The following is a 25596-nucleotide window of genomic DNA, read 5'->3' on the forward strand; positions in this document are numbered from 1 at the left end:
CTATTGAAAATTATAATTCGGTAAGTTTTACCTGGAACTGCATATCATATTTAGAGCCTCCACCCCTCATATCTCTAAAATCTCTTATGAAAGTTGCGTCGTCATCTGAAATATGAGCCGAGAAAATATCACTACCTATAAGGTCATCTTTCATTATGTGTTTAAAAACACCTCTTGCCGTAATAACTAAAGCTGATAAAAAATCCCCCATAGAAACACCATCTTCAAGATTTTGCTTTATTTTCTCCCAGATTTCTTTAATCAAATCATTAAAATTAAATCCTTCAGGTTCTGTAATCTGCGTAATTTCAGTCTGCATAGCATCATATAAATCACCTCCGTCATGTTCATACAACCCAAATAAAACCGAATACGCTTCAGCGTCACCTAAATCTGCCTTCCATTCTTCCCCCAAATCAAAAACCTTCATTTCTCCCTTTTTTAACTTAAGAAGTGGAGTAATACCGGTAAATACTATTTTTGGAGCACTTACATCATTTGTCAAATCCTGACGGTTTCCTGCAGTTACAATAACTACTAAAAAAACCTCATCTTTAAAAAAAAGATCTGTTCTTTTAATACAGTGTACTTTTGGTACAACAATTTCTAATTTTGCCATAATAATAATTTTTTGGTTAGACTTGTTAAAACATTAAAAAACAACATTTTAACCAAAAATAGTCTGCTTTAAAAAAGTAACAAATACCAATAAATTGGTATTTTTACCTATTTAAAAAACAACACATCGCTTACTATAACCTCGGTTATATACCTTATATCCCCGTTACGGTCATTATAACTCCTATGCGTGAGTTTACCTTCTATAGCTACCTCTTTCCCTTTCTTTACATATTTCTCTATAATCTCGGCGGTCTTACCCCAGGCAGTTACAGTATGCCATTGAGTATCGGTTTTCTTTTCTCCTTTGTCATTATAATAGGTCTCGTTTGTAGCAATAATCAACCGTGCTAACTTCTTACCCGCTTCAAAAATTTTAATCTCAGGGTCGTTACCTGCATTACCTATTAGCTGTACTTTGTTTTTTAATGCATTCATGGCGTTTACTGTTTTTAATGTTATTGTTATTTTAACTGTACAGTGCAAAGATGTGGCAGCCTTAAAACTTTAACCGGTTTTTAACTATTTACTGTCGGTTATAACTATTTGTAAACGTTTGTAAATGGCTTTTTGTCGTATATTTACTTAAAACCAAATATTTATGCAGATTGAGATAAATAAGGTTGAATTGCGCAACCTTAAGATTGAGGATTACAAACAGTTAAAAATTTCCATGCAGCATGCCTACAACGACATGGAAGAACCTTACTGGACAGAAAAGGATATAGAAAAACTATTAAAGATTTTCCCCGAAGGCCAACTTGTTATTTTGGTAGACGGCAAAGTGGTAGGATCGGCCCTTTCACTTATTGTCGATTATAAAAAGGCAACCTCAACACATACTTATGATAAGATTACCGGCAACTCGTCGTTCAAAACACACGACTATGACGGAGAGGTACTTTATGGTATAGATGTATTTATACACCCTGAATATCGCGGACTTCGATTAGGCAGGCGTTTGTATGATGCCCGTAAGGAACTGTGTGAACAGTTAAACCTTAAATCGATAATATTTGCAGGAAGAATTCCAAACTATAACGAACACTCCAAAGACCTTACCCCCAAGGAATATATAGATAAGGTACGCCTGAAAGAACTGCATGACCCTGTACTTTCCTTTCAGCTGAGTAACGACTTCCACGTTATTCGCGTAATGCGCAACTATCTGGAAGGTGATAAGAGTTCGCAGGAATATGCTGTACTAATGGAGTGGAACAACATTTATTACGACAAAAGCCCTAAGCTTATTAACACCGTAAAGAGTGTTATCCGTCTTGGGTTGGTACAATGGCAAATGCGTCCTCTGGCTAATCTGGAAGCCCTGTTTGAGCAGGCAGAGTTTTTTATCGATGCAGTATCGGGCTACGGTAGTGATTTTGCCCTGTTCCCCGAACTGTTTGTTGCTCCGCTTATGGCTGACTTTAACCACCTTAGTGAAGCTGATGCTATTAGGGAAATTGCCCGCTATTGTGAGCCTATCAAAAAACGCTTTCAGGAAATGGCCATCTCTTACAATATAAATATCATTACCGGAAGCATGCCTATGTTTGAGGATGGTAACCTGTATAATGTAGGTTTCCTTTGTAAAAGAGATGGTAGTAGTGAGATGTATGCCAAAATACATATTACGCCAAATGAAGTACATTACTGGGGTATGAAGGGCGGCAACGAAATAAAAACTTTTGACACCGATTGTGGTAAAATAGGCATAATGATATGCTATGATGTGGAGTTCCCCGAATTGTCCCGACTACTTTCTGACGAAGGTATGGATATACTGTTTGTGCCTTTCCTGACCGATACCCAAAACGGTTACACCAGAGTAAAACACTGTGCACAGGCCAGGGCTATTGAAAACGAATGTTATGTAGCTATTGCCGGATGTGTGGGTAACCTGCCGGGTGTAAATAATATGGATATTCAGTATGCGCAAACTGCTGTGTTTACACCATCTGACTTTGCCTTTCCTTCAAACGGGGTAAAAGCCGAAACAACACCAAATACCGAGATGACTCTTATCGTAGACGTTGACCTTAACCTCTTAAAAGAGCTGCACGAGTATGGTAGCGTTCGTATTTTAAAAGACCGAAGAGATGATTTATATAAGATTAAGAAGGTAAATATCACCAAACCGGCTCCTACCGATAACACATCAACCAAAAAATAAATGCAATGTCCAGAACCTGTCCTGAGTGCGGAGATATTATTGTAGGTCGTGAAGATAAAAAGTTTTGCAGCGATGCCTGCCGTAATTCCTACAATAACAAAATAAACAAAGACAGCAATAATTATATGCGCAACATTAATAACCGTTTGCGCAAAAACTACCGTATACTTGCAGGTATTAATGTAGAGGGTAAAACCAAAACAACAAAGTCAAAGCTTTTATCAAAGGGCTTTGACTTTGATTATTTTACTAGCCTGCTGCAAACCAAAAACGGCAATACCTATTATTTTGTTTACGAACAGGGATACATGCCGCTTGAAAACGATTATTATATACTGGTTAAAAAAGACATTTCACAATAATGCAGATCTCATTATTAGGCTGTGGGTGGCTAGGGCTACCACTTGCCGAATCATTTATAGAAAAAGGATTTACCGTTAAAGGATCGGTTACATCGCCCGAAAAACTGGAGTTATTAAAAAGTAAAGGGATACAGCCTTATTTAATTTCTCTAACCTCAACGTCGGTAAATGGAGAAGTCGCTCAATTCCTTAATAAAAGTGATATTTTAATTATAGATATTCCGCCAAAACTAAGAAAGGAAGAAAGCGAAAGTTTTATCCAAAAAATAGAACAGCTTATTCCTTATATAGAACAGGCGGTGGTAAGTAAAGTTTTGTTTGTAAGCTCCATATCTGTTTACGGACAAAAAAATGACGGCATCGTTACCGAAAATACGCCTCCGTTTCCTGATACCGAATCGGGTAAACAATTATTGGAGACCGAAAAAATCCTTGCATCAAACACAAAGTTTAAAACAACCTCATTACGTTTTGCAGGGTTATATGGAGGAGAGAGACACCCAGTATACCATTTAGCCGGTAAACAAAACCTACAACAGCCTAATGCGCCTATAAATTTAATAGACCGCAAAAACTGTATAGGGGTTATAGAGGCAGTTATAAACAAAAATGCCTGGGGAGAAGTTTTCAACGCAGCCTTATCCCAACACCCTACACGAAAGGAGTACTACACTCAAAAAGCGCAGGAAATGCAACTCCCTTTGCCCGAATTTATGGAAGACAATAATACTGCAGGAAAAATAATATCGTCACAAAAAATAAAAACGGTTTTAGGCTACAGCCTATAAAAAATAACCGCACAAACAATTACATGTTTGTGCGGTGAACTAATAAATTAAAGTAAGGTGATGGTTAATTTAGATATAGAAACGGCTTAAGGAAAATCCGATTGTAAGGTTTTCCTCATTTTAACATATTTTAACAGGAATAATCTTTTTATAACAAATCAGAAATGGCAATTACTCCTACCTATATGTAGCCTAGTTTTCTCGCAGTATTTATAAGATCTTCATCGTCGCCCTTTATATCCAGGGCACGCTTTAACTTATACTTTCTCTTCTCTATCGCACTGGAAGATAGCGGTATATACTTCTCAAGGTTTTTATTTTTAATCCCTTTAGAAAGTAGCTGAATAATTTTCAGATCTGTAGCATCAAACACTATGCCTTTTTCTACGCGTTTAATATGATCACTAACGGTTTTTGAGTGATAAATTTCGTTTTTCATCACCTTGTTAAAACCATCAATAAGTTCATCAGTACTGCAATCGCTTTTATTTATAAAACCTTCAGGCCTCACTTTGTGCAATATCCTTTCCATGAGATCCATTTCTTTATGCATGGTCATCATAATTATTTTGCACTTAGGCATCCGGTTTCGTACAAGCATGGCAATATCCTCTCCCGAAAAAAGTTTTTTATCGGGAAAATTAGGAATGCTGTAATCAATAACAGCGACGTCAAAGGGGTCGGTTTGGTTTACTATTGCTTCATATCCTGTTTTACAGTCAGTTGCTTTAGTAAATTTCAACCTGTGGGGCTGCGCTATCTCAAGATTCTTAAATATGGAAAGGTACCCTTCCAGGACTACCACATGATCATCAATAGCAAGAACGTGTAAGGAATTTTTCAATACGGCTATATCTTTATTTTCAGGTCAAACAAAATTAAATGTTAAATAACTAACGGCGTTACGGGAAACCCGCAATTAACACATAGTTATGTTTTTATCTGAAAAACAAAACCCTACGGGAATCCGTAGGGTTTTTATTTATATGCAATTTGTAGATTTTATACTACCAAATCTTAACACGTTTATCCGGCTCAACATACATACCGTCGCCTGGCTTAATATCAAATGCTTTATAAAAAGCATCAATATTTTGCAATGGCACATAAGCTCTGTACATACCCGGAGAGTGAGGATCGGTTTTTACCTGATTTTTAATCGCTTCATCTCTCATTTTTGTTCTCCATATAGTTGCCCATGAGATAAAGAAACGCTGTTCTGGTGTGTATCCGTCTATAAGACCGGGGTTACCATGCTCTTTAAGGTATAACTGTAAACCATCGTAAGCAGCATTTACACCTCCAAGGTCACCAATGTTTTCACCAAGGGTAAATTTACCGTCTACATAAATACCCGGTAGTGGTTGTAGCTGACTGTACTGATCGGCAAGTGCACCTCCAAGACCTGTAAATTTCTCAAGGTCTTCATCGCTCCACCAGTTAACAAGGTTACCGTCTGCATTATAACGTGAACCGCTATCATCAAAACCATGAGAAATTTCGTGACCAATTACGGCACCAATACCACCATAGTTAACAGCCTCATCAGCTTTATAATCATAAAACGGCGGTTGTAATATACCCGCAGGGAAAACAATCTCGTTGTATGCCGGGTTAAAGTAAGCATTTACAATTTGAGGGGCCATGTGCCACTCATTTTTATCTACCGGCCTCTTAAGGTCTTTTTTATCCTGCTCAAATCTCCAACGGGCAACAGCCTTCATGTTAGAGAAGAAAGTACCACCCTCTTCCGGCCCTTTAAGGGTAAGTTCAGAGTAGTCTTTCCATTCATCCGGATAACCAATTTTTACTTTTAGCCTTCTTAGTTTTTCAATGGCATTTTGCCTTGTGCTTTTTGCCATCCACGGAAGGTTATTAATACGGTTCTCATAAGCAAGCATAACATTTTTAATCATGCTCTCTGCTTTTTCCTTAGCCTCAGCAGGGAACTTTTTAGCAACATATAGTTTACCCAAAGCCTCACCAACTGTACCATTAATGGTTTGAAGTGCATTTTTATCGCGGGTTTCCTCTTTAAGGGCACCTCTTAATGTTTTGCTGTAAAACTCCCAGTTAGCAGTTTCAATCTCTGTAGTAAGATAACCAGTAGACTTGTTTAGAAGCGTCCACTTCAGGTAATCTTTCCATGTATCCACATCACCTTTAGCTAAAATTGTCTGTAAAGCTTTCATATATCTTGGCTGAGACACTACAATAGTATCTACATCACCTATACCAGTATCTTTAAGGAATTTATCCCATCTGATTATTGGAGTAAGCTTTTGCAGGTCTTCAATTGCCATTGGGTTGTAGGTCTTTCTGCTGTCACGGCGCTCAACCCTGTCCAGTCTTGGTTCTGCCATAGCAGTTTCAAAGGCAAGAATATTAGCCGCTGCTTTTTTAGCCTGCTTATCGTTGTAGCCAATATACTTAAGCATTCTGGCAATGTGCTCCTCATACTTGGCTCTTTTCTCTTTTGAATCGGCATCGTCAGACACATAATAGTCCCTGTCCGGTAAACCAAGTGAACCTGTACCAAGGTAAAGTGTATTCTTGTTACTGTCTTTAGCATCGGCACCTACACCTATACCAAAAAAGCCCATTCCGCCTTCCGGCTCCATATCGCTAAGCAATTGCTGAAGATCGTGTACATTTTTAACCTGATCTATTCTTCTTAGGTATGGTTTTAAAGGCTCGGTACCCATTCTGTTACGGGTAACCGTGTCCATAATAGTCCTGTAAAGTCGTGCTGCTTTACCTTCATCGGTATCGGCCTTCAGGCTTCTGTCTGCTGCCGCTGACTTTAAAATCTCAAGAGCGTCATTATTAGTATTTTCCCTAAGCTCATCAAAACTACCCCAACGGGTTTTGTTTCCGGGAATCTCGGTCTGGTCAATCCAGGTTCCGTTAACATATCTGAAAAAATCATCTGCCGGACTTACTTTCTTATCCATATAAGAAAGGTTAATACCATGACTGTCTGATTTTTGAGCGTTACAAACCGCTGTTCCTAAAAATAGGGCTGCTGTAGCGATTTTTACATTTCTGTTTAATTTCATCATTTAAAGTTTAAACCTTCGGTTACAAAAATATAAAGTTAACATAAATAGCATAGCATAAACGTGTTAAATATATCGTTTTCGACACTTTAACAATGCATAACTATTAATAAAAGGGCAACAATCGCGCCCCGTTTTGTAAATTTGCAAAAAAATTACCCAAACATGCTTTCATTCTTTAAAAAATACAGGATTTTTTTCATTGTATTCTTCATACTTTCCGCCATTATACTTTCCCTTTTTTACAGTGCGCTAAAACCTGTAAAAACATTAAAGGTTTACAGCCCGTCTGACGTAAATCCCGAACTGGTAGACACCACCATACAGTATGTGGCTCGTAATCATAAAATTGCCGATTTTGCCTTTGCAAACCAAAACGGCGACACCATAACCAAAAACGATTATAAGGGAAAAATATATGTAGCCGATTTCTTTTTCACCACATGCCCTACCATTTGCCCTATTATGACAGACAATATGGTATGGCTTCAGGATAAAATTAAAGATAATCCAAAAGTGATGTTACTGTCACACTCGGTAACTCCTGATATAGACAGCGTACCCGTACTTAAAGCCTATGCCGAAAAGAAAGGGGTAATAGATGCCAAATGGAACCTGGTTACGGGTAATAAAAAAGATATTTACTATATAGCCCGAAAATCGTATTTAGCAGTAAAAACAACTACTTCCAGCGAACTGTATGATATGGTGCATACCGAAAACTTCATACTGGTGGACCAGGAAGGACGGATTCGCGGATTTTATAACGGAACCAATCTGGATGAGGATGTTCCGGGTGAGAAAAACGTAAAACAACTGCTAGAAGATATTAATTGGCTTTGTGAGCACGAAAAGTGAGGCTATTTGAATATTAATTCATAATTTTGCAGTCTTAATTTATTCTAAATAAGCTTTGAAAACTTCACTTGCAGGGCTAAAAAAAGGACAAAAGGCCATTATAACCGATTTTAATATCGATGCCATCCCGTTAAAGTTACTTGAAATGGGATGCCTTCCCGGCAATGTTGTAGAGCTTTTACAAATTGCCCCTTTGGGCGATCCAATCTACATCAACGTAAACGACAGCCATGTGGCAATACGCATGGAAACTGCCGAAGAAATTGATGTCGAAATAATAACTGATACTATTTAATGGCAGCCCCTTCTATAAAGATAGCTTTAATTGGTAATCCCAATACCGGAAAAACTTCTGTTTTCAATCAACTCACAGGACTTAACCAGCAGGTAGGTAACTACCCGGGTATTACTGTTGAGCGAAAGCAGGGGTATGTAAAATTACCCGGAAACATTAAAGGTACCGTTATAGATTTACCCGGAACTTACAGCCTTAATGCAAGCTCTATAGACGAGAATGTTGTTATAGAACTGCTGCTTAACCGTAACGACAAGGATTTCCCCGATGTAGCCGTAGTGGTAACCGATGTGGAAAACCTAAAACGTAACCTGCTGCTGTTTACCCAAATTAAAGACCTTGAAATCCCTACCATACTGGTGGTTAATATGGCCGACAGGATGGACCGCAAAGGAATTAGCATTGATATCACCTACCTTGAAGAGCATCTTAACACCAAAATAGCACTCGTTAGTTCGCGTAAAGGAATTGGTATTGATGCACTTAAGGAACTCATACTGGACTATAAAAACCTTTCTACAGAACCGTGCCTTAACGCATCGAGCATAGATCCTGAATATTTCAATAAACTAAGGAATGCTTTCCCAAACCAGTTACTGTACAAACTATGGCTGGTTATTACGCAGGATGTGAACTTTGGCGCACTGGAAAGAAACGAAATACAAAACAGCTCGTTTACCAAAACCAAGTCAGAACTTAAAAGGCTTCAGCAAAAGGAGACCATTAAGCGCTACCAGTTTATAAACGATGTGCTAAAAAGTGGACTTACAGTTGACTCCTCTAAGGCAAAAGACCTTAGGGCAAAACTGGACAGGCTCCTTACACATAAAATATTTGGGTATATTATTTTCTTCTGTATCCTTATGCTTATATTCCAGTCCATTTTCGCATGGTCTGCCATCCCAATGGATTTTATTGATGAAAGTTTTACCAAACTTAGCTCATGGGCTTCAAAATCGTTACCGTCCGGTAAGCTTACAGAACTTATTGCAAACGGTATTGTACCGGGTATAGGCGGTGTGGTAATTTTCATTCCGCAAATTGCTTTCCTGTTCCTGTTTATATCATTACTGGAAGAAAGCGGTTACATGAGCCGTGTGGTATTCCTTATGGATAAGATAATGAAACGCTTTGGCCTTAGCGGAAAAAGTATTGTTCCGTTAATATCGGGTACAGCCTGTGCTATCCCGGCTATTATGGCAGCAAGAAATATAGAGAACTGGCGCGAAAGGCTTATTACCATACTGGTTACTCCGTTCACCACCTGTTCGGCAAGGCTGCCTGTATATACTATACTTATTTCGCTTATTATACCTAATCGTATGGCAATGGGCTTTTTTAACCTACAGGGCTTAACCCTTATGCTGTTATATCTTTTAGGTTTTGGCGGAGCTATACTTTCTGCCTATCTTCTTAACAAAATACTTAAAACAAGACATAAAAGCTTTTTTGTTGCCGAAATGCCTAACTATAAAATGCCTTTGTTTAAAAATGTTGCCATTAACGTTATAGAAAAAACAAAAGCATTTGTATTTGGTGCCGGTAAAATTATACTTGCGCTATCTATAATAATATGGTTTTTAGGTTCACACGGACCGGGCGACAACTTTAAAAATGCCGAAGCTCATATAACACAGCAGCCCCAATACATGAATCTTTCCCAAGATGAGATTGATAACGAAGTCGCTGCTTATCAGTTAGAAAACTCTTATATAGGTATAATAGGTCAAACTATTGAACCTGTTATAAGACCTTTGGGTTACGATTGGAAAATTGGCATAGCTATTGTATCATCTTTTGCTGCAAGAGAAGTGTTTGTAGGCACACTTGCAACCATATATAATATAGGAAGCAGCAGTGATGATGAAGCTACTATTAAGCAGCGAATGGATGCCGAGATTAATCCGGCAACAGGGGATAAGGTATTTAATTTTGCCACAGGAGTATCATTGCTATTGTTCTATGCTTTTGCCATGCAGTGCATCAGTACACTGGCAATAACAAAAAAAGAAACCAACTCCTGGAAATGGCCCCTAATACAACTGTTTGGCATGAGTACCTTTGCCTATATAGTATCGTTAGTAGCCTACCAGCTTTTAAAATAACGATGAAAAAAATAATCTTAGCATTTTGCTGCACCTTACTAATCGTTTCGGGAGGATACTCCCAAGACAAACTGAACAAATCAAAGAGCGAATTAAACGAAAAGAAAGATTCTAATACCGGTGCCGGGCAGCAAAAAACAACAAGCTCCTCTTCGTCGTCCTCAGGAGACGAAGGAATTGGTTTTCTGTTTTTAGGGCTTATAGGAAAAGCTGTTGCCTTCACTGCAGGTATAGCTGTTATAGGGCATTATGGCATTGAAAATCATTTACACTTTGAACAAACAGAATATCCGTACTATCTGCCGGAACACGGTAACTATTTTAATGCCAAAGTGCATGATAACGGAAACATAAATAATTTCAGGTTCGACCTTAAAGACAAGTTTCTTTACAACAACGGTAACCTGTTTGGCAATCATCTGGAGGCAAAATTGAGACCTTTTCAGTACCTTTATATGAAAGCCGACTATTACCAGTTGTTTGAATTTCAGGAAAACACGTCAGACAACCTTTCGCTGTTCTATTTTAATTTGGGATATGACAGGATACGTTTAAGACGTTTTAATTTAGGATGGACAATAGGAGCCTCATACATAGCCAATGATGTAAACAAGTTCGGTTTTTCATTTGGCGCCAACGCCGAGTACTTCAGTAAAAATAATGTAAGTTTCCTGGCAGGAGCCAAATGGTCGTTTATTAACGACAAGCCGGTACACGCCTACGAGATTGAAGGGCGGTTTCACCGTAAAAACTACTTTATAAGCGTAGGCTTTGAGCATCTTGATATTGCTTCACCCAATTATAATTTTGCAACCATAGGCGGGGGCATTTATTTGTAGTTATGAATATACAGGATATAATAGTATATATACTCGTTGCCGGGGCAGCAGCCTTTTTGGTAAAGAAATTCTTTTTTAAAAAGAAAAAAAAATCAGGCAGCTGCGGCAGTGACGATTGTGGTTGCCATTAAATTTTAGACGGAGCCATTCCGTACTTCTTTTTAAAGGCATAGGAAAAATGCGACATATCTTCAAACCCAAGTTCAGGGTATATATCAGACACTGTCATTTTCTTCTCAGTAAGCAGGTAATAGGCCTCTTTGAGCCTTCTTTGCAACAGCCATTTACCCGGAGAGACGTTGAATGTTTTTTCAAAATCCCTTTTAAAGCCCGAAAGGCTCCTCCCGGTTAAATAGGCAAATCGGTTAATCCCAACATTGAAGTGGTAGTTTTGTTCCATAAATGCACCAAGGTCTATTTTTCCCGGATCAGAAAAATCAAACAGTACATCCTTAAGTTCGGGATTAAGTTTAAGCAATAGTAAGATAGCCTCTTCCTGTTTTACAGATAGCAGCGGCGAACCCGGCTGTGTTAAAACCGATTCATATTCCAACAGAGAAACCATATAGTTGGCCAGCATGGAATCGCTTTGTAAAAGCTGATATGGCGATTCGGGCCTCCTGCCCCCACTCACATAACCGTATTTAAGGCTAAACTCCCTTAGCATTTCCTGAGTGAACATTACCGATATGGAACGGAACACACCTCCTGTTTCGGGTATTTTTACATATTTAAGTAAATGGTTTCTTCGGCAAAAATACAATTGCCCCGGCCCCAGTGTAACAGAATTATTACCGTCGTTAAACGTGGTATTACCCGATACTATAAACCCAAGGGCATGATTCCCTATAAAATGCTCACCCTGCCTGCTTTCGGTAAAATAGCAGGAAAATTTTATGGATGGTGATACTTCTTTTTCCATGATATTAAAAATACGCAAAAAGCAGCAGTGAAAAAACTACTGCTTTTTGCGGTTAAAATATTATACTAAAATTGTTTTTGGCTCTACATACTCTTCCAGTCCGTAAACGCCCATTTCCCTTCCTATACCTGATTGTTTAAATCCGCCAAACGGAGCCATCGGGTCATGATAAAGTCCGTTTATCAGTACCCTTCCTGCCACAATTTGAGAAGCCACTTTTTTAGCCCTCAGCACATTGGCAGAATTCACATACGCCTGCAGTCCATAATCGGTATCATTAGCGATTTCGATAGCCTCTTCCTCGGTTTTATAGGTTATTACCGATAGTACCGGACCAAAAATCTCTTCTCTTGCTATACGCATGTTGTTGTTTACATTTACAAACACAGTCGGCTTTACAAAGTTACCGGCTTCCAGTCCTTCAGGTTTTCCGGGGCCGCCTATAAGTAATTCGGCACCTTCCTCCAGTCCAAGTTCAATGTATTTTTGTACTCTTTCATACTGCTTTTGGCTAACCATAGGTCCCACAACCGTATCGGAACTGGCAGGATTACCCACCTTTACCTGCTCAACAGTTTCTATAAGCAGTTCTTTTACTTCTTCCAGTCTGCTTTCAGGCACCAATAGTCGGGTTCCTGCTATACATGCCTGACCGCTGTTCATATAGGCCGCCGAAACAGCCATAGGTATAGCATCGTCCATATTGACATCATCCAGTAAGATATTAGGCGATTTTCCTCCCAGTTCAAGCGTAACTCGCTTCATGGTATCTACCGCACTACGGGCAATAAATTTACCCACTGCTGTAGATCCCGTAAAAGATATTTTTGCTACATCCCTATGATTTACAATAGTAGCACCTACCACATCACCACGGCCATTCACTACATTGAACACTCCGTTTGGCAGCCCTGCCTCATGAAAACATTCTAATAAAAGCTGAGTTTGCTGTGCGCTCATCTCACTCGGTTTTATAACCGCAGTACTCCCGGATGCAATAGTCATGGCAAGCTTGCTGCAAATAAAACCATTACTGGCATTCCACGGGGTAATAATACCCACCACACCAAGCGGCTGTAACATTACTTTTGATTTACCTACCATTTTTTGGAACTCAAACGTTTTGAGCACCTCAATAGCCGAGGTAAATCCCGAAAGGGCATTTTGTACACTCATGGTACAAAAATGAAGTGTGCCTCCATACTCCTTAACCATTACCTCAATAAATTCTGCTTCACGGTTTTTTACCACATCATGCAGTTGTTGCAGGTAAGCAATGCGCTGCTCTTTTGAAGTTTGGGAAAAGGTTTTAAAAGCTGCCTTAGCTGCGGTAATGGCAGCATCGGTATCTGTCTCGTTACCTAAGGTAACTTTACCGATAAGTTGATTATCGGTAGGGTTAATTAAATCGAAAACTTCTGTACCGTGCGGTTTTACAAACGCTCCGTTTACATAAATGGTGTCTATTGTTTTCATGTCTTAATTTTTTACAAAGTTGCATTGGTTTTTAACTTTTCACTTTGTTGAAAAGCCCAAGTTAACTTTGCTAAAAAGTCCACATGAAAAATTTAATCTAAGCTCTTTAGTCTTTAATAATAAGTACCGGAATTTTAACCTTATGCCTCACAGCATCTACAGTAGTACCAAATATGATATCTTTAAGCCAGTTGTGCCCGTGGGCTCCCAATATAAGAATGTCATAATGCGCACCTTCCATATTGATAATAGCCGGTATTTGTCGTTTAGGGCTACCAAAGCTCAGTTCGGTTTTAACCTTATAGCCTTTTTCCTCAAGGCTTTTTTTGTAGGCTTTAAGGTAATCCTTATCGCTTGAAGTTTCATAGTCATGTGTTTGGTCACCATACATCATAGCCCCAACAGTTTCCACTATATGTATAAGGGTATATTCGGCATCCCTACCGCCCATTTGCAGTGCGCTGGATATGGCACGGGTATCGGTTCTGGAGAAATCAAGTGCCAGTGCAATATTCTTATATTCCTTAACTCCATTTTCATCATTAACGATAATTTCATCAATATGCGGAACCAGTTTTTCGTGCTTATCTTTTTTATGGATTAAAGGCCTGAAAATAATATACAGTAATAATATGGCAGCTCCTACGGCAAGCGGCACCACAAATAACCATATATAGACAGGATTTTCTGACGACTGTACCCAAGACCCTATCTCATCATAAACCAGCTTTGCATTAAGCCCTACAATTACTAAAGCAATTACCCACGAAGCTATTTTGGTAAGCGTACCTATGGCAAACTCGTTCATTTTCTTTTTATCACTCACAAAATGGATAAGCGGTATAACGGCAAACCCAAGCTGGAGGCTTAATATTACCTGACTAAGCAATAGCAGTTCTCCTGTTGCCTCTTCTCCCAAATATACTATGGCAATAAAAGCGGGTACTATAGCCAGCAGGCGGGTAACAATACGCCTAACCCATGGCTGTATCCTTAAACTCAGGTAACCTTCCATTACAATCTGTCCGGCAAGTGTACCGGTAATGGTAGAACTCTGACCGGCAGCAATAAGTGCCAGCGCAAAAAGTACCGAGGCCCATTCGGTTCCCAGTAAAGGGGCAAGCAACTGGTGTGCATCCTGAATATCGGCTACCTCATACATTCCACTATTAAAAAAGGTGGCAGCGGCTAGTATAAGTATGGCAGCATTTACAAAAAATGCCAGGTTAAGTGCTATAAGCGAGTCAACAAAATTATAACGGAGCGCCTGTTTTATCCCTTTAAACGACCGGTCAAACTTTCTGGTTTGTACCAGTGACGAATGCAGATACAGGTTATGTGGCATAACCGTTGCCCCTATAATACCAATGGCAATATACAATGCAGCACTGTTAGGAATGGAAGGCACAAGCCCCTTCACTACCTCACCCATTTCGGGCTTGGCAAAAAACATCTCTGCTAAAAAAGAAAAACCTATAATACCTATAAGTGCTATAATGAACGCTTCCATTTTTTTGATTCCTTTATTTAAAAGGAAGAGTAATAAAAAGGTATCCAGCATAGTGATGCTTACCCCCCATAATAACGGAATATCAAACAATAGCTGTAAACCTATAGCCATACCCAACACCTCGGCAAGGTCACAGGCGGCTATGGCAATTTCTGCAAGTCCGTATAATATATAATTGACTCCTTTAGGATAGGTTTCCCTTGATGCCTGTGCCAAATCCCTACGGCTAACAATTCCCAGCCTGGCACTAAGGCTTTGTAAAAGCAGTGCCATGATGTTTGACATAAGCAGTACCCAAAGCAGCTTGTAACCAAACTGGCTACCTCCGGCAATATCGGTCGCCCAGTTACCCGGATCCATATATCCTACACTTATCATATAAGCCGGGCCAAAAAAGGCAAGTATCTTTTTCCAAACAGAAGTATTCTGTACAATATTTACCGACTCATGTACTTCCTCAAGGGAATGGCTGTTTTTTGTCATACTACAAAGGTTTTACAAACAGGTTAGCCGCAATTTTATTAGAAACACTAAGCGGTTTATCGTCTACTTTTAAGCTAAGTGACTGGTCAAAATGTTCGCGGGATACAATCTCTATAGCCGATCCCAATGCTATTTGCTGCTTGTCCAGATATTGAAGGAAAGAAGAAGAACTGTCTTTAACCCCTACACAAATCACTTTAGTATTAAGGTTGGTTTCACTTAACAGCTGTTTTTCCATTTTTGCAATCTTACCATTACGGTCGGGTATAGGGTCACCATGCGGATCTTCCGTTGGGAAGTCCAGAAATTCGTCAAGCTTATCAATAAGTTTCTCTGATTTTATGTGCTCCAGCTGTTCCGCCACATCATGCACTTCGTCCCACGAAAAGTCAAGCTTCTCCACTAGGAACACTTCCCATAGCCTGTGTTTTCTTACAATCATCATGGCATGCTGCCTTCCCTTGTCAGTTAGCGAAACACCCTGGTACTTCTTATAGGCTACCAGCTCTTTTTCGGCAAGCTTCTTCACCATATCGGTTACAGAAGACGGCTTACTTTCCATTTCATTAGCTATAGCATTGGTAGTAATACCCTTATTATTCCCAATAGATAAATGGTAAATAACCTTAAGGTAGTTTTCTTCAGAATATGTCATTATAAGTTAATTATTAAACAAATATAAATAATTAATTTGTTATGTTGAAAAACATTTTTAGTTTTGTCTAAAAATATAATTTGTCAAATGAAAAAAATAATTTACTCTTCTTTAATATTATCCTGTTTTTTTTCCTGGGCTCAGGAAGAAGCCAGCGCTTTACCTGAAGATAAGGTTAACACTCCTATTGCAAGAACACAGCAAACAGGTACCATTAAGGGACAAGTAACAGAAAAAGGAAATCCCCTGCCTTTTGCCAGTATACATGTAAAGGAAACCGGCTATGGCATCTCTGCCGATGAGAACGGAAAATACAGCATAAAGCTGCCTCAGGGGAGTTATACCATTATAGTATCATCTGTAGGGTATAAAACCAAAGAAAGAAACATTAGTATAAAAAGCAATAGCGACACCGTACTTGATGTGGAGATGGAAAACTCGTCCCTTAATCTTGATCAGGTGGTAATTACCGCAAGCCGTACCCAGCAAAGACGACAGGAAGCTCCCGTAATTGTTACGGTTACCAATTCGGCCATACTTCAGAAAACCGAATCAATAAGCCTTTCGGAAGGATTGAATTTCCAGCCGGGGCTACGCATGGAAACCAATTGCCAGAACTGTGGTTTCAGCCAGGTTCGAATGAACGGACTGGACGGAGCCTATTCGCAGATATTACTGGATAGCCGCCCTGTATTTTCGGCACTTAACGGTATTTATGGATTGGACCAGATTCCTACCAATATGATTGAACGTATTGAGGTAGTACGTGGTGGTGGTTCGGCACTATATGGCTCTAACGCTATTGCAGGTACCATAAACATTATAACCAAAGACCCTGTAGAAAATAATTTTGAAGTAAACAGCCACTTCGGACTTATAGACGGTAAAGAACCCGACAAAGCACTATCCCTTAACGGAACCGTGCTTAATGAAGACCTTACGCTTGGTCTTCAGTTTTTCGGGATGATGCGTGACAGAAACCCGTATGATGCCAACGATGACGGCTTTACCGAAATTACCCGAATGGAAAACCGAACTTTCGGCTTTAAGGCCTTTCACCGTTACCTAAACCGCCGTAAACTTACCATAGATTTCCATACCATTAATGAGTTTAGGCGCGGGGGTAATGAGTTAGACCTGCAGCCTTTTCAGTCGGACATTACAGAACAGATACGTTCCAAAATGACAGGTGGTGGGTTAACTTATGAGTTTACCAACGACAACCTTGACAATAGCTTTTCCCTGTATGCGAATGCACAGCAATCAAAAAACGAAAACTTTTATGGCGGAAGGGTAGACAATGCATTTGGGAATATCGATTATGAGGAAAGTATTCGTGGTTTTGGAAATACTCAGGTAACCACTTATATCACAGGAGGACAGTGGATACATACCCAACCCGGCTTTTTAGGCGGAAGAGGTACTTTTACCACAGGCGCAGAATATAAAAGCGAACACATGACCGACCGTAAACCGGGATATAATGCTTTTGTAGACCAACAGTTAAACATACTTGGTATTTATGCTCAGGAAGAATGGCAGGTGAACAAAAGACTGAAGCTACTGGGAGGTTTGCGTGCCGATTTTCATAATGCAGCTCAGGAAGATGTGATTATAAATCCGCGTGTAAACATACTATATGATGTTAAAAAGAATCTGCAATGGCGTACCAGTTATGCAAAAGGTTTCAGAGCTCCGCAGGTTTTCTCAGAAGACATTCACGCCCGTATCGCTGCAGGTGAAGTAAGCCTTATTCGACTGTCAGATGGTCTAAAATCGGAAACATCACACAGCTTCCTTACCTCTCTTGACTGGAGCAAAGTTACCGAACATCTTGAAGCAGGTGCCACGTTTGAGGTATTCTATACCCGACTGAACAATCCTTTTATACTGGAACAAATAGAGGAAACCATTTGGGAAAAACGAAATGGTGCCGCCGCAAATGTATATGGTATTAATTTAGAAGGAAAATTGGCTTCGCATGAACAATGGCAGTTTCAGGCAGGAGCAACTATTCAAAAGGCCATGTATGAAAAAGCGGTAGACTGGAGTGATACGGCTAATAATACCAATAAGAACTTCTTCCGCTCACCGAACTTTTACGGTAACATGATTGCCACTTATGCCCCTGTAAAACAGTTTCAAAACAATCTTACTACTGTATATACCGGAAGTATGTATGTACCCCACTATGCCGGATATATTGCCAATGACGAACTGTACAAATCAAAAGGGTTCCTTGAGGTAAGCTGGAAAAGCTCCTATACGTTTGATTTACAGGACGGTTTCCAGTTACAGGCCAGTGCAGGTATACAAAACATATTTAATTCCTACCAAAAGGACTTTGATCTTGGCGCTAACCGTGATGCCAGTTACATTTATGGTCCGGGTAGACCAAGAACCATATTTGTTGGCCTTAAAATAGGAACTAACCTTTTATAATTCCCCCAATAACATTCAGGGCTTATCAGGATAAATTTATACTTTTATCCTGATAAGCCTATTTATGAAACATTACCATTACATTTTTACCGGAAGCGGACTTTCTGCCCTCATGACTGTTTATAAAATGGCACAGGCAGGAAAGCTGACCGATAAACCCATTTTGCTTTTAGACAGTAGCAGCAAACAGCAAAACGACCGCACCTGGTGCTTTTGGGAAAACGGAAACGGCAAGTGGGACACCATTGTAAGCAAGCATTGGGACAGTGCCTGGTTTCATGGCAATGATTTTAAAAAGGAATTGGATTTCGGGAGTTATAAATACAAAATGGTAAAAGGGATTGACTTTTACAGCCATATATTTTCTAAACTAGCTAATCACAACAACATAACTATTGTACAGCAAAAGGTTATTGACTTTACCGATCACGATAGCCATGTACAGGTAAATACCGAAACAGAAAACTACACCTGTAATAAACTGTTTAATAGTATTTACAGACCTGAAACCGCAGCAAAAGGAAAATATCCTGTTTTACAGCAACATTTTAAAGGCTGGTTTATAAAAACCAAAACTCCTTTTTTTGACGACAGTAAAGCAACGTTTATGGATTTTAGTATTCCGCAAAAGGGTAACACCAGGTTTATGTATGTACTGCCTAACTCCCCTACCACAGCTTTACTGGAATATACTCTGTTCTCTGAACATCTTTTACCGGAGGAGGAATATGACAGTGTTATAAAAGAATACCTTACCAACCTTGGGATTACAGATTATGAAATTACCGAAACCGAAAAAGGCTGTATCCCTATGACGTCTTATCCGTTTTGGAAAAACAATACTAAAAACATACTGAATATAGGCAGTGCAGGAGGATGGACCAAAGCCAGTACGGGCTATACCTTTAAAAATACCGATAAGAAAACAGAGGAACTAATTACCTTTCTGGAAAAAGAAACCGATTTCAGGAAATTCTATAAAAAGAACCGCTTTTGGTTTTACGATTTACTGTTACTGGATATACTGTACCGTAGCAATGAAAAAGGAAGTAGTATATTTTCGGCTATGTTTAAAAAAGGAAAAGCCTCGCTTATATTTAAGTTTCTGGATGAAGAAACCTCCCTTAGTGAAGACCTAAAGGTAATTGCTACATGCCCGAAGAGCCTTTTTGTAAAGGCTCTCCTGAGAAATATATTTTAAAATTTAAAGCTGATACCCGAGTACAGCCCTATAAAATAAGGCTTGAAGTTACCCGAGCTTCCGCTAAAGGTATTTACCTGATATTTAAATGTTGGTTCAAAGCTGGCCTCAAACGAATTCCAGAAATTATACTTGAATCCTACCCCTAAGTTTGTACTAAAGTTTACACTGTTTACGTTACTCGCCTCACCCACCTCGGTACTATATCCCTGATTGGATATAACACTCACGTTATTATCATTAAGAAAAAGCGTACTGAATCCGCCTATTAGGTTAATCCCAAACTTGCTTTTCAATAGTTTGTATGACATTTCAAGCGGCACCTCTATATAACCCATTTTCTGTACCATTTGCCCTTCAAAACTTTGGTTAGAGAAAATATTAGATGCAAATGTAATTGATGTGCCCGCACCCGGACCACTGGCAATAACACCCTGTACATCTCCGTTATTAGGCGCTATATTTTGACTTTGTACCACAATGTTAGCAGCCCTTCCTGCTGAAGCAATATTATTAGTACTTCCATCCATAGAAGCATAATAGGCTACATCATTTGTAGCATAGCTAAGGTTTACCGTATTAATCCCCGAACGTACCGAAAGCCTGTCGGTAATAGCATAGTCAATACCCACACCATAACTCATATCGGCATCATAGTTTTTACTGTTTGAGGCAAACTGCGCATCGATAGGCGAACCCTGAGACATGGAGTTATAGAACAATGGTGCTACCTGCGGTTTAACATTCCACTTGTAGTTTTTAACGGCATCGGCTATAGCCTCATCCTCATCTTTACCTTCCTGTTGTTCGCGAAGAATTTTATCCAGTTCATTTTCCATTTCGGCAGCAACTGCAGTTGTATCGGTTTCATCAGTAGCATCTGCCAACTCGCTGTTTTGTGCATTTATCTGATTATTCAGTAAATCTTCACCCTGTTGGGTATTTATAAGATTATTTTCTTCGCCAATAGTATTCCCGTTAGCATCGTTACCCGATACGGCACCTTTTGCCCTTTGCTTATTTTGCTCCTGATTATTGGCGGCAACTCCTGTATCATTATCCTTAGTAATAATTCCGCTAGTAATGGCCTGGTTACTGTTATTTCTCTCTTGATTTGAAGGAGAAATACCTTCTATATTACCTGCACCACTACTATTGTCTTGTTGTGCAACGGCACGGTTAGCTTCCTGCTGAACAGGCATACCGTTCTCTACAATAACCGTATTTCTCTTAGTAGTATTCCCTACATTATTCGTATTTGCTTCAGAGTCTGTTTTATTACCAGCCCTGTTTACTGTGTTATTATCATAGGCAACAGCATTATTATGGCTATTGTTATTATTGGTAGTATTTGAAACGTTACCACCCTGCTGCTCGGCAGCCGTATCGTTTTGAGAGTTAAAACCATTTTGCCCGCTCTGGTTTACAGTAGTATTATCTGGCGCATCATCACTTGAGGTAACCACGGCATTTTCGGCATCAGTAGCAGGCATTATACTGTTACCGTTTTTATCCTGTTTGTTTTGTTTGGCACCATCCAATACAACCTTGTTGGTGTTGGTATCAATACCATTACCATCCTTATCCCCTCCGGTAAATAACGGAAGCGTAAGCAGCATACCTATTATTAAGGCTGCGGCAACACCGCCCAGCCTGAACCAGATAGGTATAACTCTTCTTTTCTTTTTCTCAGGCTGAAGTTCGGCTTCAATTTTTCCCCATAGCTCGTCGGGCGGAGCTACCTCAAAGTCCTTAAACTTCTCCTGAAATAATCTGTCTATGTGTTTCTTTTCACTCATTTTGCCGACTGTGCTTTAGTCCCGCTCTTGTGAGCTTCAATTTTTTCCTTCAATATTATTCTTGCCCTGGCAAGGTTTGATTTAGAGGTCCCCACTGTTATACTGAGCATCTCTGCTATTTCCTTATGCGAAAAACCGTCTGTCACATATAGGTTAAAAACCATCCTGTACCTGTCGGGCAGCTGCTGTATAATTGAAAGGAGAAAATCCATGGATACCGAATCATCTTCAATCTCCAGGCTGTCTTCCTCGTCAGGAATGTTTTCGTTAACCAGTTCTACAACACCTTCTGTCCTGTATTTTTGAAGAACGTTGTTTACCATTACCCTTTTTGCCCATCCCTCAAATGAGCCCTGAAAGCGGTATTGGCCAATCTTTCTGAATATAAGCAGGAACCCGTCCTGCAAATTGTCCTGAGCATCTTCATAATTGCGCGAGTATTTAAGGCATACTGCAAACAGCTTTGAGGCAAAAAGCCTGTAAAGCTGCTCCTGTGCCTTAATACTGTTGTTTTGGCAATCCTGTATTATCTGCTCAAGCCCCAATAGATTTTATATTTTAGCAATTATTACTACTGTGCTATCGGTACCTCCATCTCCATGTAGGTATTATGTCCGTCGCCATCTTTACCTGTATAAAATTTAAACAGGTATGAGGTTCCCGTATAATCAGGATTGCATGAAAACGTAAATGAGGCCTCTTCAGGGTCTAAACTTTCAAGGCTTTCACAATTAGCATCTTCAATAACCAGTGTTTGCACGGCTATTACAAGCGCATTACCGTCCTGACTATAATAGAACCCATCATAAAAATAACAGTCTGTAGGCCTTTTGTACTTTACATTTATCTCATAGGTTTCCCCGTGCACAAAGTATTCCGGCATAGTTACTTCCACGGCAGGTACAAACTGCACATGGAACTGCGGATTATCCTCGTCCATTGAGCATGAGGTGATTAAAAATAAAGTAACAAAAAACAAAACCAGCTTTCTCATAAAAACCTTTTCAATTCTATTATACAAATATGATGCTAAAATGCACAAAAGGTTGCGTTTAAACACAAAAAAAACCCGAAAAAATTCGGGCTTTTAACTTTATTTAGGCAACACTTGCTTTAATCGCCTCTTTTATTTTCTCTTCAAGCTCATCGGCGAGTTCCGGGTTGTCCTTAATCAGGGACTTCACAGCATCTCTACCCTGCCCCAGTTTTGTATCGCCGTAGCTAAACCAAGAACCCGATTTCTTAACAATGTCAAACTCAACCGCAAGATCCAGTATCTCACCCGTTTTGCTTACTCCTTCGCCATACATAATATCGAATTCGGCAGTTTTAAATGGTGGCGCTACCTTGTTTTTCACAACCTTCACTTTGGTACGGTTACCTATTACATTATCACCGTCCTTTATTTGTGATGAACGACGAATATCAAGCCTTACCGAAGCATAAAACTTAAGTGCGTTACCACCCGTAGTGGTTTCAGGGTTACCAAACATAACTCCGATTTTTTCACGCAGCTGGTTAATAAAGAATACCGTACAGTGTGTTTTACTGATGGTAGCGGTTAGCTTACGTAACGCCTGAGACATAAGACGTGCGTGCAGACCCATTTTTGAATCTCCCATTTCACCTTCAATCTCACTTTTTGGCGTAAGTGCCGCAACCGAGTCAATTACCACAATATCAATAGCGCCCGAACGGATAAGGTTTTCGGCAATTTCCAGTGCCTGCTCCCCATTGTCAGGCTGTGATATAATAAGGTTTTCAATATCTACTCCTAATTTTTCGGCATAATGACGGTCAAAAGCATGCTCGGCATCCACAAAAGCAGCGATACCGCCGGCTTTTTGCGCTTCGGCAATAGCGTGCAGGGTAAGGGTTGTTTTACCCGATGATTCCGGACCGTATATCTCTATTATCCTTCCGCGCGGGTACCCGTTTACCCCAAGAGCAAGGTCTACCCCCAGCGATCCCGAAGGGATAACCTCCACTTCCTCTACGGCCTGGTCGCCCAGTTTCATTACCGTACCTTTACCATATGCCTTGTCCAGTTTATCCAGCGTTAGCTGCAGTGCCTTTAATTTGGCTTCTTTATCTCCGCTCATGTTTTGCTTATTAATTTCCAGTAAAATTAGTGCTTTTTTTTGTCGTAGCAATATTAATAGAAAAAAATCTTATATGAAAATTTTCTTTTAAAAATGTTAAAATAAATTTTTAGATTTAGCAAAACTTAAACGCCTTACTAACATATGAAAGAAAAAAGACTTACTAATTGGAATGACGATAAAAATTTAGACTGCTTATTATTCTTTGCATTACGAATAAAAGAACTTGTTTTTGACTACACTTTAGACAGCTTTAAGTACCCAGCCTTAAATACATCGACAATCTGTACTGAAGCAATTGAATTAATTTCTGAAATTGAAAATGAAAATGTTTCTGAAAAATCTATAATACCGGTTTTGGAAGAATTAATTTACAAAATAAAAAACGATAGTATAGTTAAAGAAATAATTGACGATATAAGCTATTATATAAATTTTGGAGATTATTCGAACTTAAGAGAAATAAAGCTTAAAATTGAAATTTTACATCATAAACTTAGCCCGAGAAAGTATATCGAATTTGTTAAAAAAAGACTAACTGAAATCATTAAATCTAATAAAGAGAAAAAATTAATTTATGAACTTTCCACTAACTATATTAGTTCATTAATTAACTTAGGCTATAGTCAAGCTTTTATTAATTTAAAGGTCAACAGCATTTTTTTCTCAAAAGACAAAATTGAAAACTTTGATAGCTTAGAAAAGTTTTTTTCAAATTTCGAATACAACCTCAAAATATATACAGTTATATTAAAAGCTTCTGATATTTTTGATGAAATATCAAATACTTCTCCAATATTCAAATGCGAAATAACAAATTCAGTTGATAATGAGTTAAAAAAGTTTGATAAAAAGAATTTTTTATTCAGTAAAAATAAAAATCAAAGGTTTCTTGTTTTACCAAAAATCAAGTGCTACGACCCATTAACAGCTAAAAATATAGCTGAATACAAAGTGAATAAACTCTCTAAGCTTTTTGTTTTTTTTCATCACAGAAATCATCCTGATTGGTCTAAAAAAGCCTTAGTAATTGAGAATGACAATGAATCTTTCATAATAAACGAAAGAGTATCTGCTATGGCTAAAAATTATGATTGGAAACCCAAAAAGGCAGCTATTAAATTAAATTCTTTAATTAAAGGTTTACAACTAGACAAATCGTCTTTTTCAAAATACGACCGAGTAATAGATTTACATGGCTTATCAGTTCAAAATAAAATTATTGAAAATCAACTTCTTCAAAACTGGATTGCTTTTGAAACATTATTAGTAGGATATAATAATACTTCTAAAATCGATCAAGTAATACAACATTTACTCCCTTTTTTATTAAATAGATATATTAGAAAACAAATTGATGAATTAATCAGAAGTATCAATAGGTTTGATTCTAAATTCTTTTTTTCAAAAATAAGAACTATAACTGAAGGAGAAAATATAATAGAAAAATTCACTGCATTACTCGTACTTGAGAAGTATAAAGCCACTAGGTTTGAATTTTATGAAAAACTGGAAAAAAGCCCTTTAGCTAAATTCAGAATGAGTGAATTTCATACTAAATTTAGTGATTTAAAAAGTGTCAAATCTCATATTGAAAACCATAAGAGGAAGGTTACATGGCAAATAAAAAGAATGTATCGATCAAGGAATTTAATCGTCCATGTAGGTATTGTACCTGATTTTACAGAAATACTTGTTGAAAATTCTCATACATACTTAGACATATTAGTAAACACAATAAACTACTTATCAATAAAAGAAAAATCAATTAATTCAATAGAACAAGCTATTAAAGAAGCTGAGATTATAAATTCAAAAAACAAAAAAGCAATATCCAGCTCACAAAGCATAGATGAACATAATTATATATCAATCTTACTTTAAACCTAAAATTTTTCCCTATCTTTGCCGC

The 25596-nt window shown here is 38.6% G+C and carries 23 protein-coding genes; 11 read left to right on the top strand and 12 right to left on the bottom strand.

Features of this window, described 5'->3' with window-relative positions:
* Window positions 1-10 precede the first annotated feature (10 nt).
* Window positions 11-619, bottom strand: a complete 609-nt coding sequence (locus ABS768_RS09190) for a hypothetical protein (protein ID WP_408074680.1) — start codon at window positions 617-619, stop codon at window positions 11-13.
* 107 nt (window positions 620-726) lie between these two features.
* Entirely contained in the window at window positions 727-1056 is a 330-nt protein-coding gene (locus ABS768_RS09195; protein WP_408074681.1) for a single-stranded DNA-binding protein, read from the bottom strand.
* A 163-nt stretch (window positions 1057-1219) separates the two neighbouring features.
* Between ABS768_RS09195 and ABS768_RS09200 the strand changes: the two genes are divergently transcribed.
* Genes ABS768_RS09200 through ABS768_RS09210 form a run of 3 tightly spaced genes read left to right on the top strand, consistent with a single transcriptional unit; the run spans window position 1220 to window position 3938 of the window.
* A complete protein-coding gene (locus ABS768_RS09200) occupies window positions 1220-2788 on the top strand; it encodes a GNAT family N-acetyltransferase (RefSeq protein WP_408074682.1) in 1569 nt (522 codons plus the stop codon).
* A 5-nt stretch (window positions 2789-2793) separates the two neighbouring features.
* On the top strand, window positions 2794-3150 hold the full coding sequence (locus ABS768_RS09205; protein ID WP_408074683.1) for a hypothetical protein: 357 nt from the start codon (window positions 2794-2796) through the stop codon (window positions 3148-3150).
* Entirely contained in the window at window positions 3150-3938 is a 789-nt protein-coding gene (locus ABS768_RS09210) for an SDR family oxidoreductase (RefSeq protein ID WP_408074684.1), read from the top strand. The genes ABS768_RS09205 and ABS768_RS09210 overlap by 1 nt, the downstream gene beginning before the upstream one ends.
* Window positions 3939-4119: 181 nt before the next feature.
* On the opposite strand, the gene ABS768_RS09215 is transcribed toward ABS768_RS09210, so the two are convergent.
* Window positions 4120-4782: a response regulator gene (locus ABS768_RS09215; protein ID WP_408074685.1), complete on the bottom strand. Its 663-nt coding sequence runs from the start codon at window positions 4780-4782 to the stop codon at window positions 4120-4122.
* 163 nt (window positions 4783-4945) lie between these two features.
* A complete protein-coding gene (locus tag ABS768_RS09220) occupies window positions 4946-6997 on the bottom strand; it encodes a M13 family metallopeptidase (protein ID WP_408074850.1) in 2052 nt (683 codons plus the stop codon).
* A 165-nt stretch (window positions 6998-7162) separates the two neighbouring features.
* Between ABS768_RS09220 and ABS768_RS09225 the strand changes: the two genes are divergently transcribed.
* The 5 genes from ABS768_RS09225 to ABS768_RS09245 are packed head-to-tail and all read left to right on the top strand — an operon-like array spanning window position 7163 to window position 11225.
* Window positions 7163-7855, top strand: a complete 693-nt coding sequence (locus ABS768_RS09225; protein WP_408074686.1) for an SCO family protein — start codon at window positions 7163-7165, stop codon at window positions 7853-7855.
* A gap of 55 nt (window positions 7856-7910) precedes the next feature.
* Window positions 7911-8150: a FeoA family protein gene (locus ABS768_RS09230; RefSeq protein ID WP_035131503.1), complete on the top strand. Its 240-nt coding sequence runs from the start codon at window positions 7911-7913 to the stop codon at window positions 8148-8150.
* Complete coding sequence (feoB, locus tag ABS768_RS09235; protein WP_408074687.1) at window positions 8150-10255, top strand: ferrous iron transport protein B; 2106 nt, start codon at window positions 8150-8152, stop codon at window positions 10253-10255. The genes ABS768_RS09230 and feoB overlap by 1 nt, the downstream gene beginning before the upstream one ends.
* A gap of 2 nt (window positions 10256-10257) precedes the next feature.
* Window positions 10258-11094 carry a hypothetical protein gene (locus tag ABS768_RS09240; RefSeq protein WP_408074688.1) on the top strand — a complete coding sequence of 279 codons (837 nt, stop codon included), beginning with the start codon at window positions 10258-10260 and terminating at the stop codon, window positions 11092-11094.
* Window positions 11095-11096: 2 nt separating this feature from the next.
* Window positions 11097-11225 carry a FeoB-associated Cys-rich membrane protein gene (locus tag ABS768_RS09245; protein ID WP_330442432.1) on the top strand — a complete coding sequence of 43 codons (129 nt, stop codon included), beginning with the start codon at window positions 11097-11099 and terminating at the stop codon, window positions 11223-11225.
* On the opposite strand, the gene ABS768_RS09250 is transcribed toward ABS768_RS09245, so the two are convergent.
* The 4 genes from ABS768_RS09250 to ABS768_RS09265 all read right to left on the bottom strand — a co-directional run bounded on the left by ABS768_RS09250 (window position 11222) and on the right by ABS768_RS09265 (window position 16140).
* The gene (locus ABS768_RS09250) at window positions 11222-12016 is read right to left on the bottom strand and encodes a helix-turn-helix domain-containing protein (RefSeq protein WP_408074689.1); all 795 of its coding nucleotides are present in this window, start codon (window positions 12014-12016) and stop codon (window positions 11222-11224) included. The two genes, ABS768_RS09245 and ABS768_RS09250, sit on opposite strands and share 4 nt — an antisense overlap.
* 60 nt (window positions 12017-12076) lie before the next feature.
* Entirely contained in the window at window positions 12077-13492 is a 1416-nt protein-coding gene (locus ABS768_RS09255) for an aldehyde dehydrogenase family protein (protein WP_408074690.1), read from the bottom strand.
* Between the two features lie 106 nt (window positions 13493-13598).
* A complete protein-coding gene (locus ABS768_RS09260) occupies window positions 13599-15485 on the bottom strand; it encodes an Nramp family divalent metal transporter (protein WP_408074691.1) in 1887 nt (628 codons plus the stop codon).
* A 1-nt stretch (window position 15486) separates the two neighbouring features.
* On the bottom strand, window positions 15487-16140 hold the full coding sequence (locus ABS768_RS09265; RefSeq protein ID WP_408074692.1) for a metal-dependent transcriptional regulator: 654 nt from the start codon (window positions 16138-16140) through the stop codon (window positions 15487-15489).
* Window positions 16141-16227: 87 nt separating this feature from the next.
* On the opposite strand from ABS768_RS09265, the gene ABS768_RS09270 reads away from it, so the two are divergent.
* A complete protein-coding gene (locus tag ABS768_RS09270; protein WP_408074693.1) occupies window positions 16228-18582 on the top strand; it encodes a TonB-dependent receptor in 2355 nt (784 codons plus the stop codon).
* 64 nt (window positions 18583-18646) lie between these two features.
* Window positions 18647-19783 carry a lycopene cyclase family protein gene (locus tag ABS768_RS09275; RefSeq protein WP_408074694.1) on the top strand — a complete coding sequence of 379 codons (1137 nt, stop codon included), beginning with the start codon at window positions 18647-18649 and terminating at the stop codon, window positions 19781-19783.
* Here the strand turns inward: ABS768_RS09275 and ABS768_RS09280 are convergent.
* From ABS768_RS09280 to recA, 4 genes are all read right to left on the bottom strand, one after another.
* Window positions 19780-21582, bottom strand: a complete 1803-nt coding sequence (locus ABS768_RS09280; protein ID WP_408074695.1) for a porin family protein — start codon at window positions 21580-21582, stop codon at window positions 19780-19782. The two genes, ABS768_RS09275 and ABS768_RS09280, sit on opposite strands and share 4 nt — an antisense overlap.
* Complete coding sequence (locus tag ABS768_RS09285; RefSeq protein ID WP_408074696.1) at window positions 21579-22127, bottom strand: RNA polymerase sigma factor; 549 nt, start codon at window positions 22125-22127, stop codon at window positions 21579-21581. The genes ABS768_RS09280 and ABS768_RS09285 overlap by 4 nt, the downstream gene beginning before the upstream one ends.
* A 26-nt stretch (window positions 22128-22153) precedes the next feature.
* Window positions 22154-22576 (bottom strand): hypothetical protein, encoded by a 423-nt coding sequence (locus ABS768_RS09290; RefSeq protein WP_408074697.1) that lies wholly within the window; start codon window positions 22574-22576, stop codon window positions 22154-22156.
* A gap of 103 nt (window positions 22577-22679) precedes the next feature.
* Window positions 22680-23684 carry a recombinase RecA gene (gene recA, locus ABS768_RS09295; RefSeq protein WP_330442439.1) on the bottom strand — a complete coding sequence of 335 codons (1005 nt, stop codon included), beginning with the start codon at window positions 23682-23684 and terminating at the stop codon, window positions 22680-22682.
* A gap of 144 nt (window positions 23685-23828) precedes the next feature.
* On the opposite strand from recA, the gene ABS768_RS09300 reads away from it, so the two are divergent.
* A complete protein-coding gene (locus ABS768_RS09300; RefSeq protein ID WP_408074698.1) occupies window positions 23829-25568 on the top strand; it encodes a hypothetical protein in 1740 nt (579 codons plus the stop codon).
* Window positions 25569-25596: the final 28 nt, after the last annotated feature.

It is taken from the genome of Flavobacterium rhizophilum (assembly GCF_046000485.1).
In the GTDB taxonomy this organism is placed as follows: Bacteria; Bacteroidota; Bacteroidia; order Flavobacteriales; family Flavobacteriaceae; genus Flavobacterium; species Flavobacterium rhizophilum.

Coding starts and splice junctions, on each gene's coding strand:
- recA (WP_330442439.1), bottom strand. CDS start 23,684: ATGAGCGGAGATAAAGAAGCCAAATTAAAGGCACTGCAGCTAACGCTG.
- ABS768_RS09290 (WP_408074697.1), bottom strand. CDS start 22,576: ATGAGAAAGCTGGTTTTGTTTTTTGTTACTTTATTTTTAATCACCTCA.
- ABS768_RS09220 (WP_408074850.1), bottom strand. CDS start 6,997: ATGAAATTAAACAGAAATGTAAAAATCGCTACAGCAGCCCTATTTTTA.
- ABS768_RS09260 (WP_408074691.1), bottom strand. CDS start 15,485: ATGACAAAAAACAGCCATTCCCTTGAGGAAGTACATGAGTCGGTAAAT.
- ABS768_RS09280 (WP_408074695.1), bottom strand. CDS start 21,582: ATGAGTGAAAAGAAACACATAGACAGATTATTTCAGGAGAAGTTTAAG.
- ABS768_RS09190 (WP_408074680.1), bottom strand. CDS start 619: ATGGCAAAATTAGAAATTGTTGTACCAAAAGTACACTGTATTAAAAGA.
- ABS768_RS09265 (WP_408074692.1), bottom strand. CDS start 16,140: ATGACATATTCTGAAGAAAACTACCTTAAGGTTATTTACCATTTATCT.
- ABS768_RS09270 (WP_408074693.1), top strand. CDS start 16,228: ATGAAAAAAATAATTTACTCTTCTTTAATATTATCCTGTTTTTTTTCC.
- ABS768_RS09200 (WP_408074682.1), top strand. CDS start 1,220: ATGCAGATTGAGATAAATAAGGTTGAATTGCGCAACCTTAAGATTGAG.
- ABS768_RS09255 (WP_408074690.1), bottom strand. CDS start 13,492: ATGAAAACAATAGACACCATTTATGTAAACGGAGCGTTTGTAAAACCG.
- ABS768_RS09240 (WP_408074688.1), top strand. CDS start 10,258: ATGAAAAAAATAATCTTAGCATTTTGCTGCACCTTACTAATCGTTTCG.
- ABS768_RS09275 (WP_408074694.1), top strand. CDS start 18,647: ATGAAACATTACCATTACATTTTTACCGGAAGCGGACTTTCTGCCCTC.
- ABS768_RS09250 (WP_408074689.1), bottom strand. CDS start 12,016: ATGGAAAAAGAAGTATCACCATCCATAAAATTTTCCTGCTATTTTACC.
- ABS768_RS09300 (WP_408074698.1), top strand. CDS start 23,829: ATGAAAGAAAAAAGACTTACTAATTGGAATGACGATAAAAATTTAGAC.
- feoB (WP_408074687.1), top strand. CDS start 8,150: ATGGCAGCCCCTTCTATAAAGATAGCTTTAATTGGTAATCCCAATACC.
- ABS768_RS09195 (WP_408074681.1), bottom strand. CDS start 1,056: ATGAATGCATTAAAAAACAAAGTACAGCTAATAGGTAATGCAGGTAAC.
- ABS768_RS09245 (WP_330442432.1), top strand. CDS start 11,097: ATGAATATACAGGATATAATAGTATATATACTCGTTGCCGGGGCAGCA.
- ABS768_RS09225 (WP_408074686.1), top strand. CDS start 7,163: ATGCTTTCATTCTTTAAAAAATACAGGATTTTTTTCATTGTATTCTTC.
- ABS768_RS09210 (WP_408074684.1), top strand. CDS start 3,150: ATGCAGATCTCATTATTAGGCTGTGGGTGGCTAGGGCTACCACTTGCC.
- ABS768_RS09205 (WP_408074683.1), top strand. CDS start 2,794: ATGTCCAGAACCTGTCCTGAGTGCGGAGATATTATTGTAGGTCGTGAA.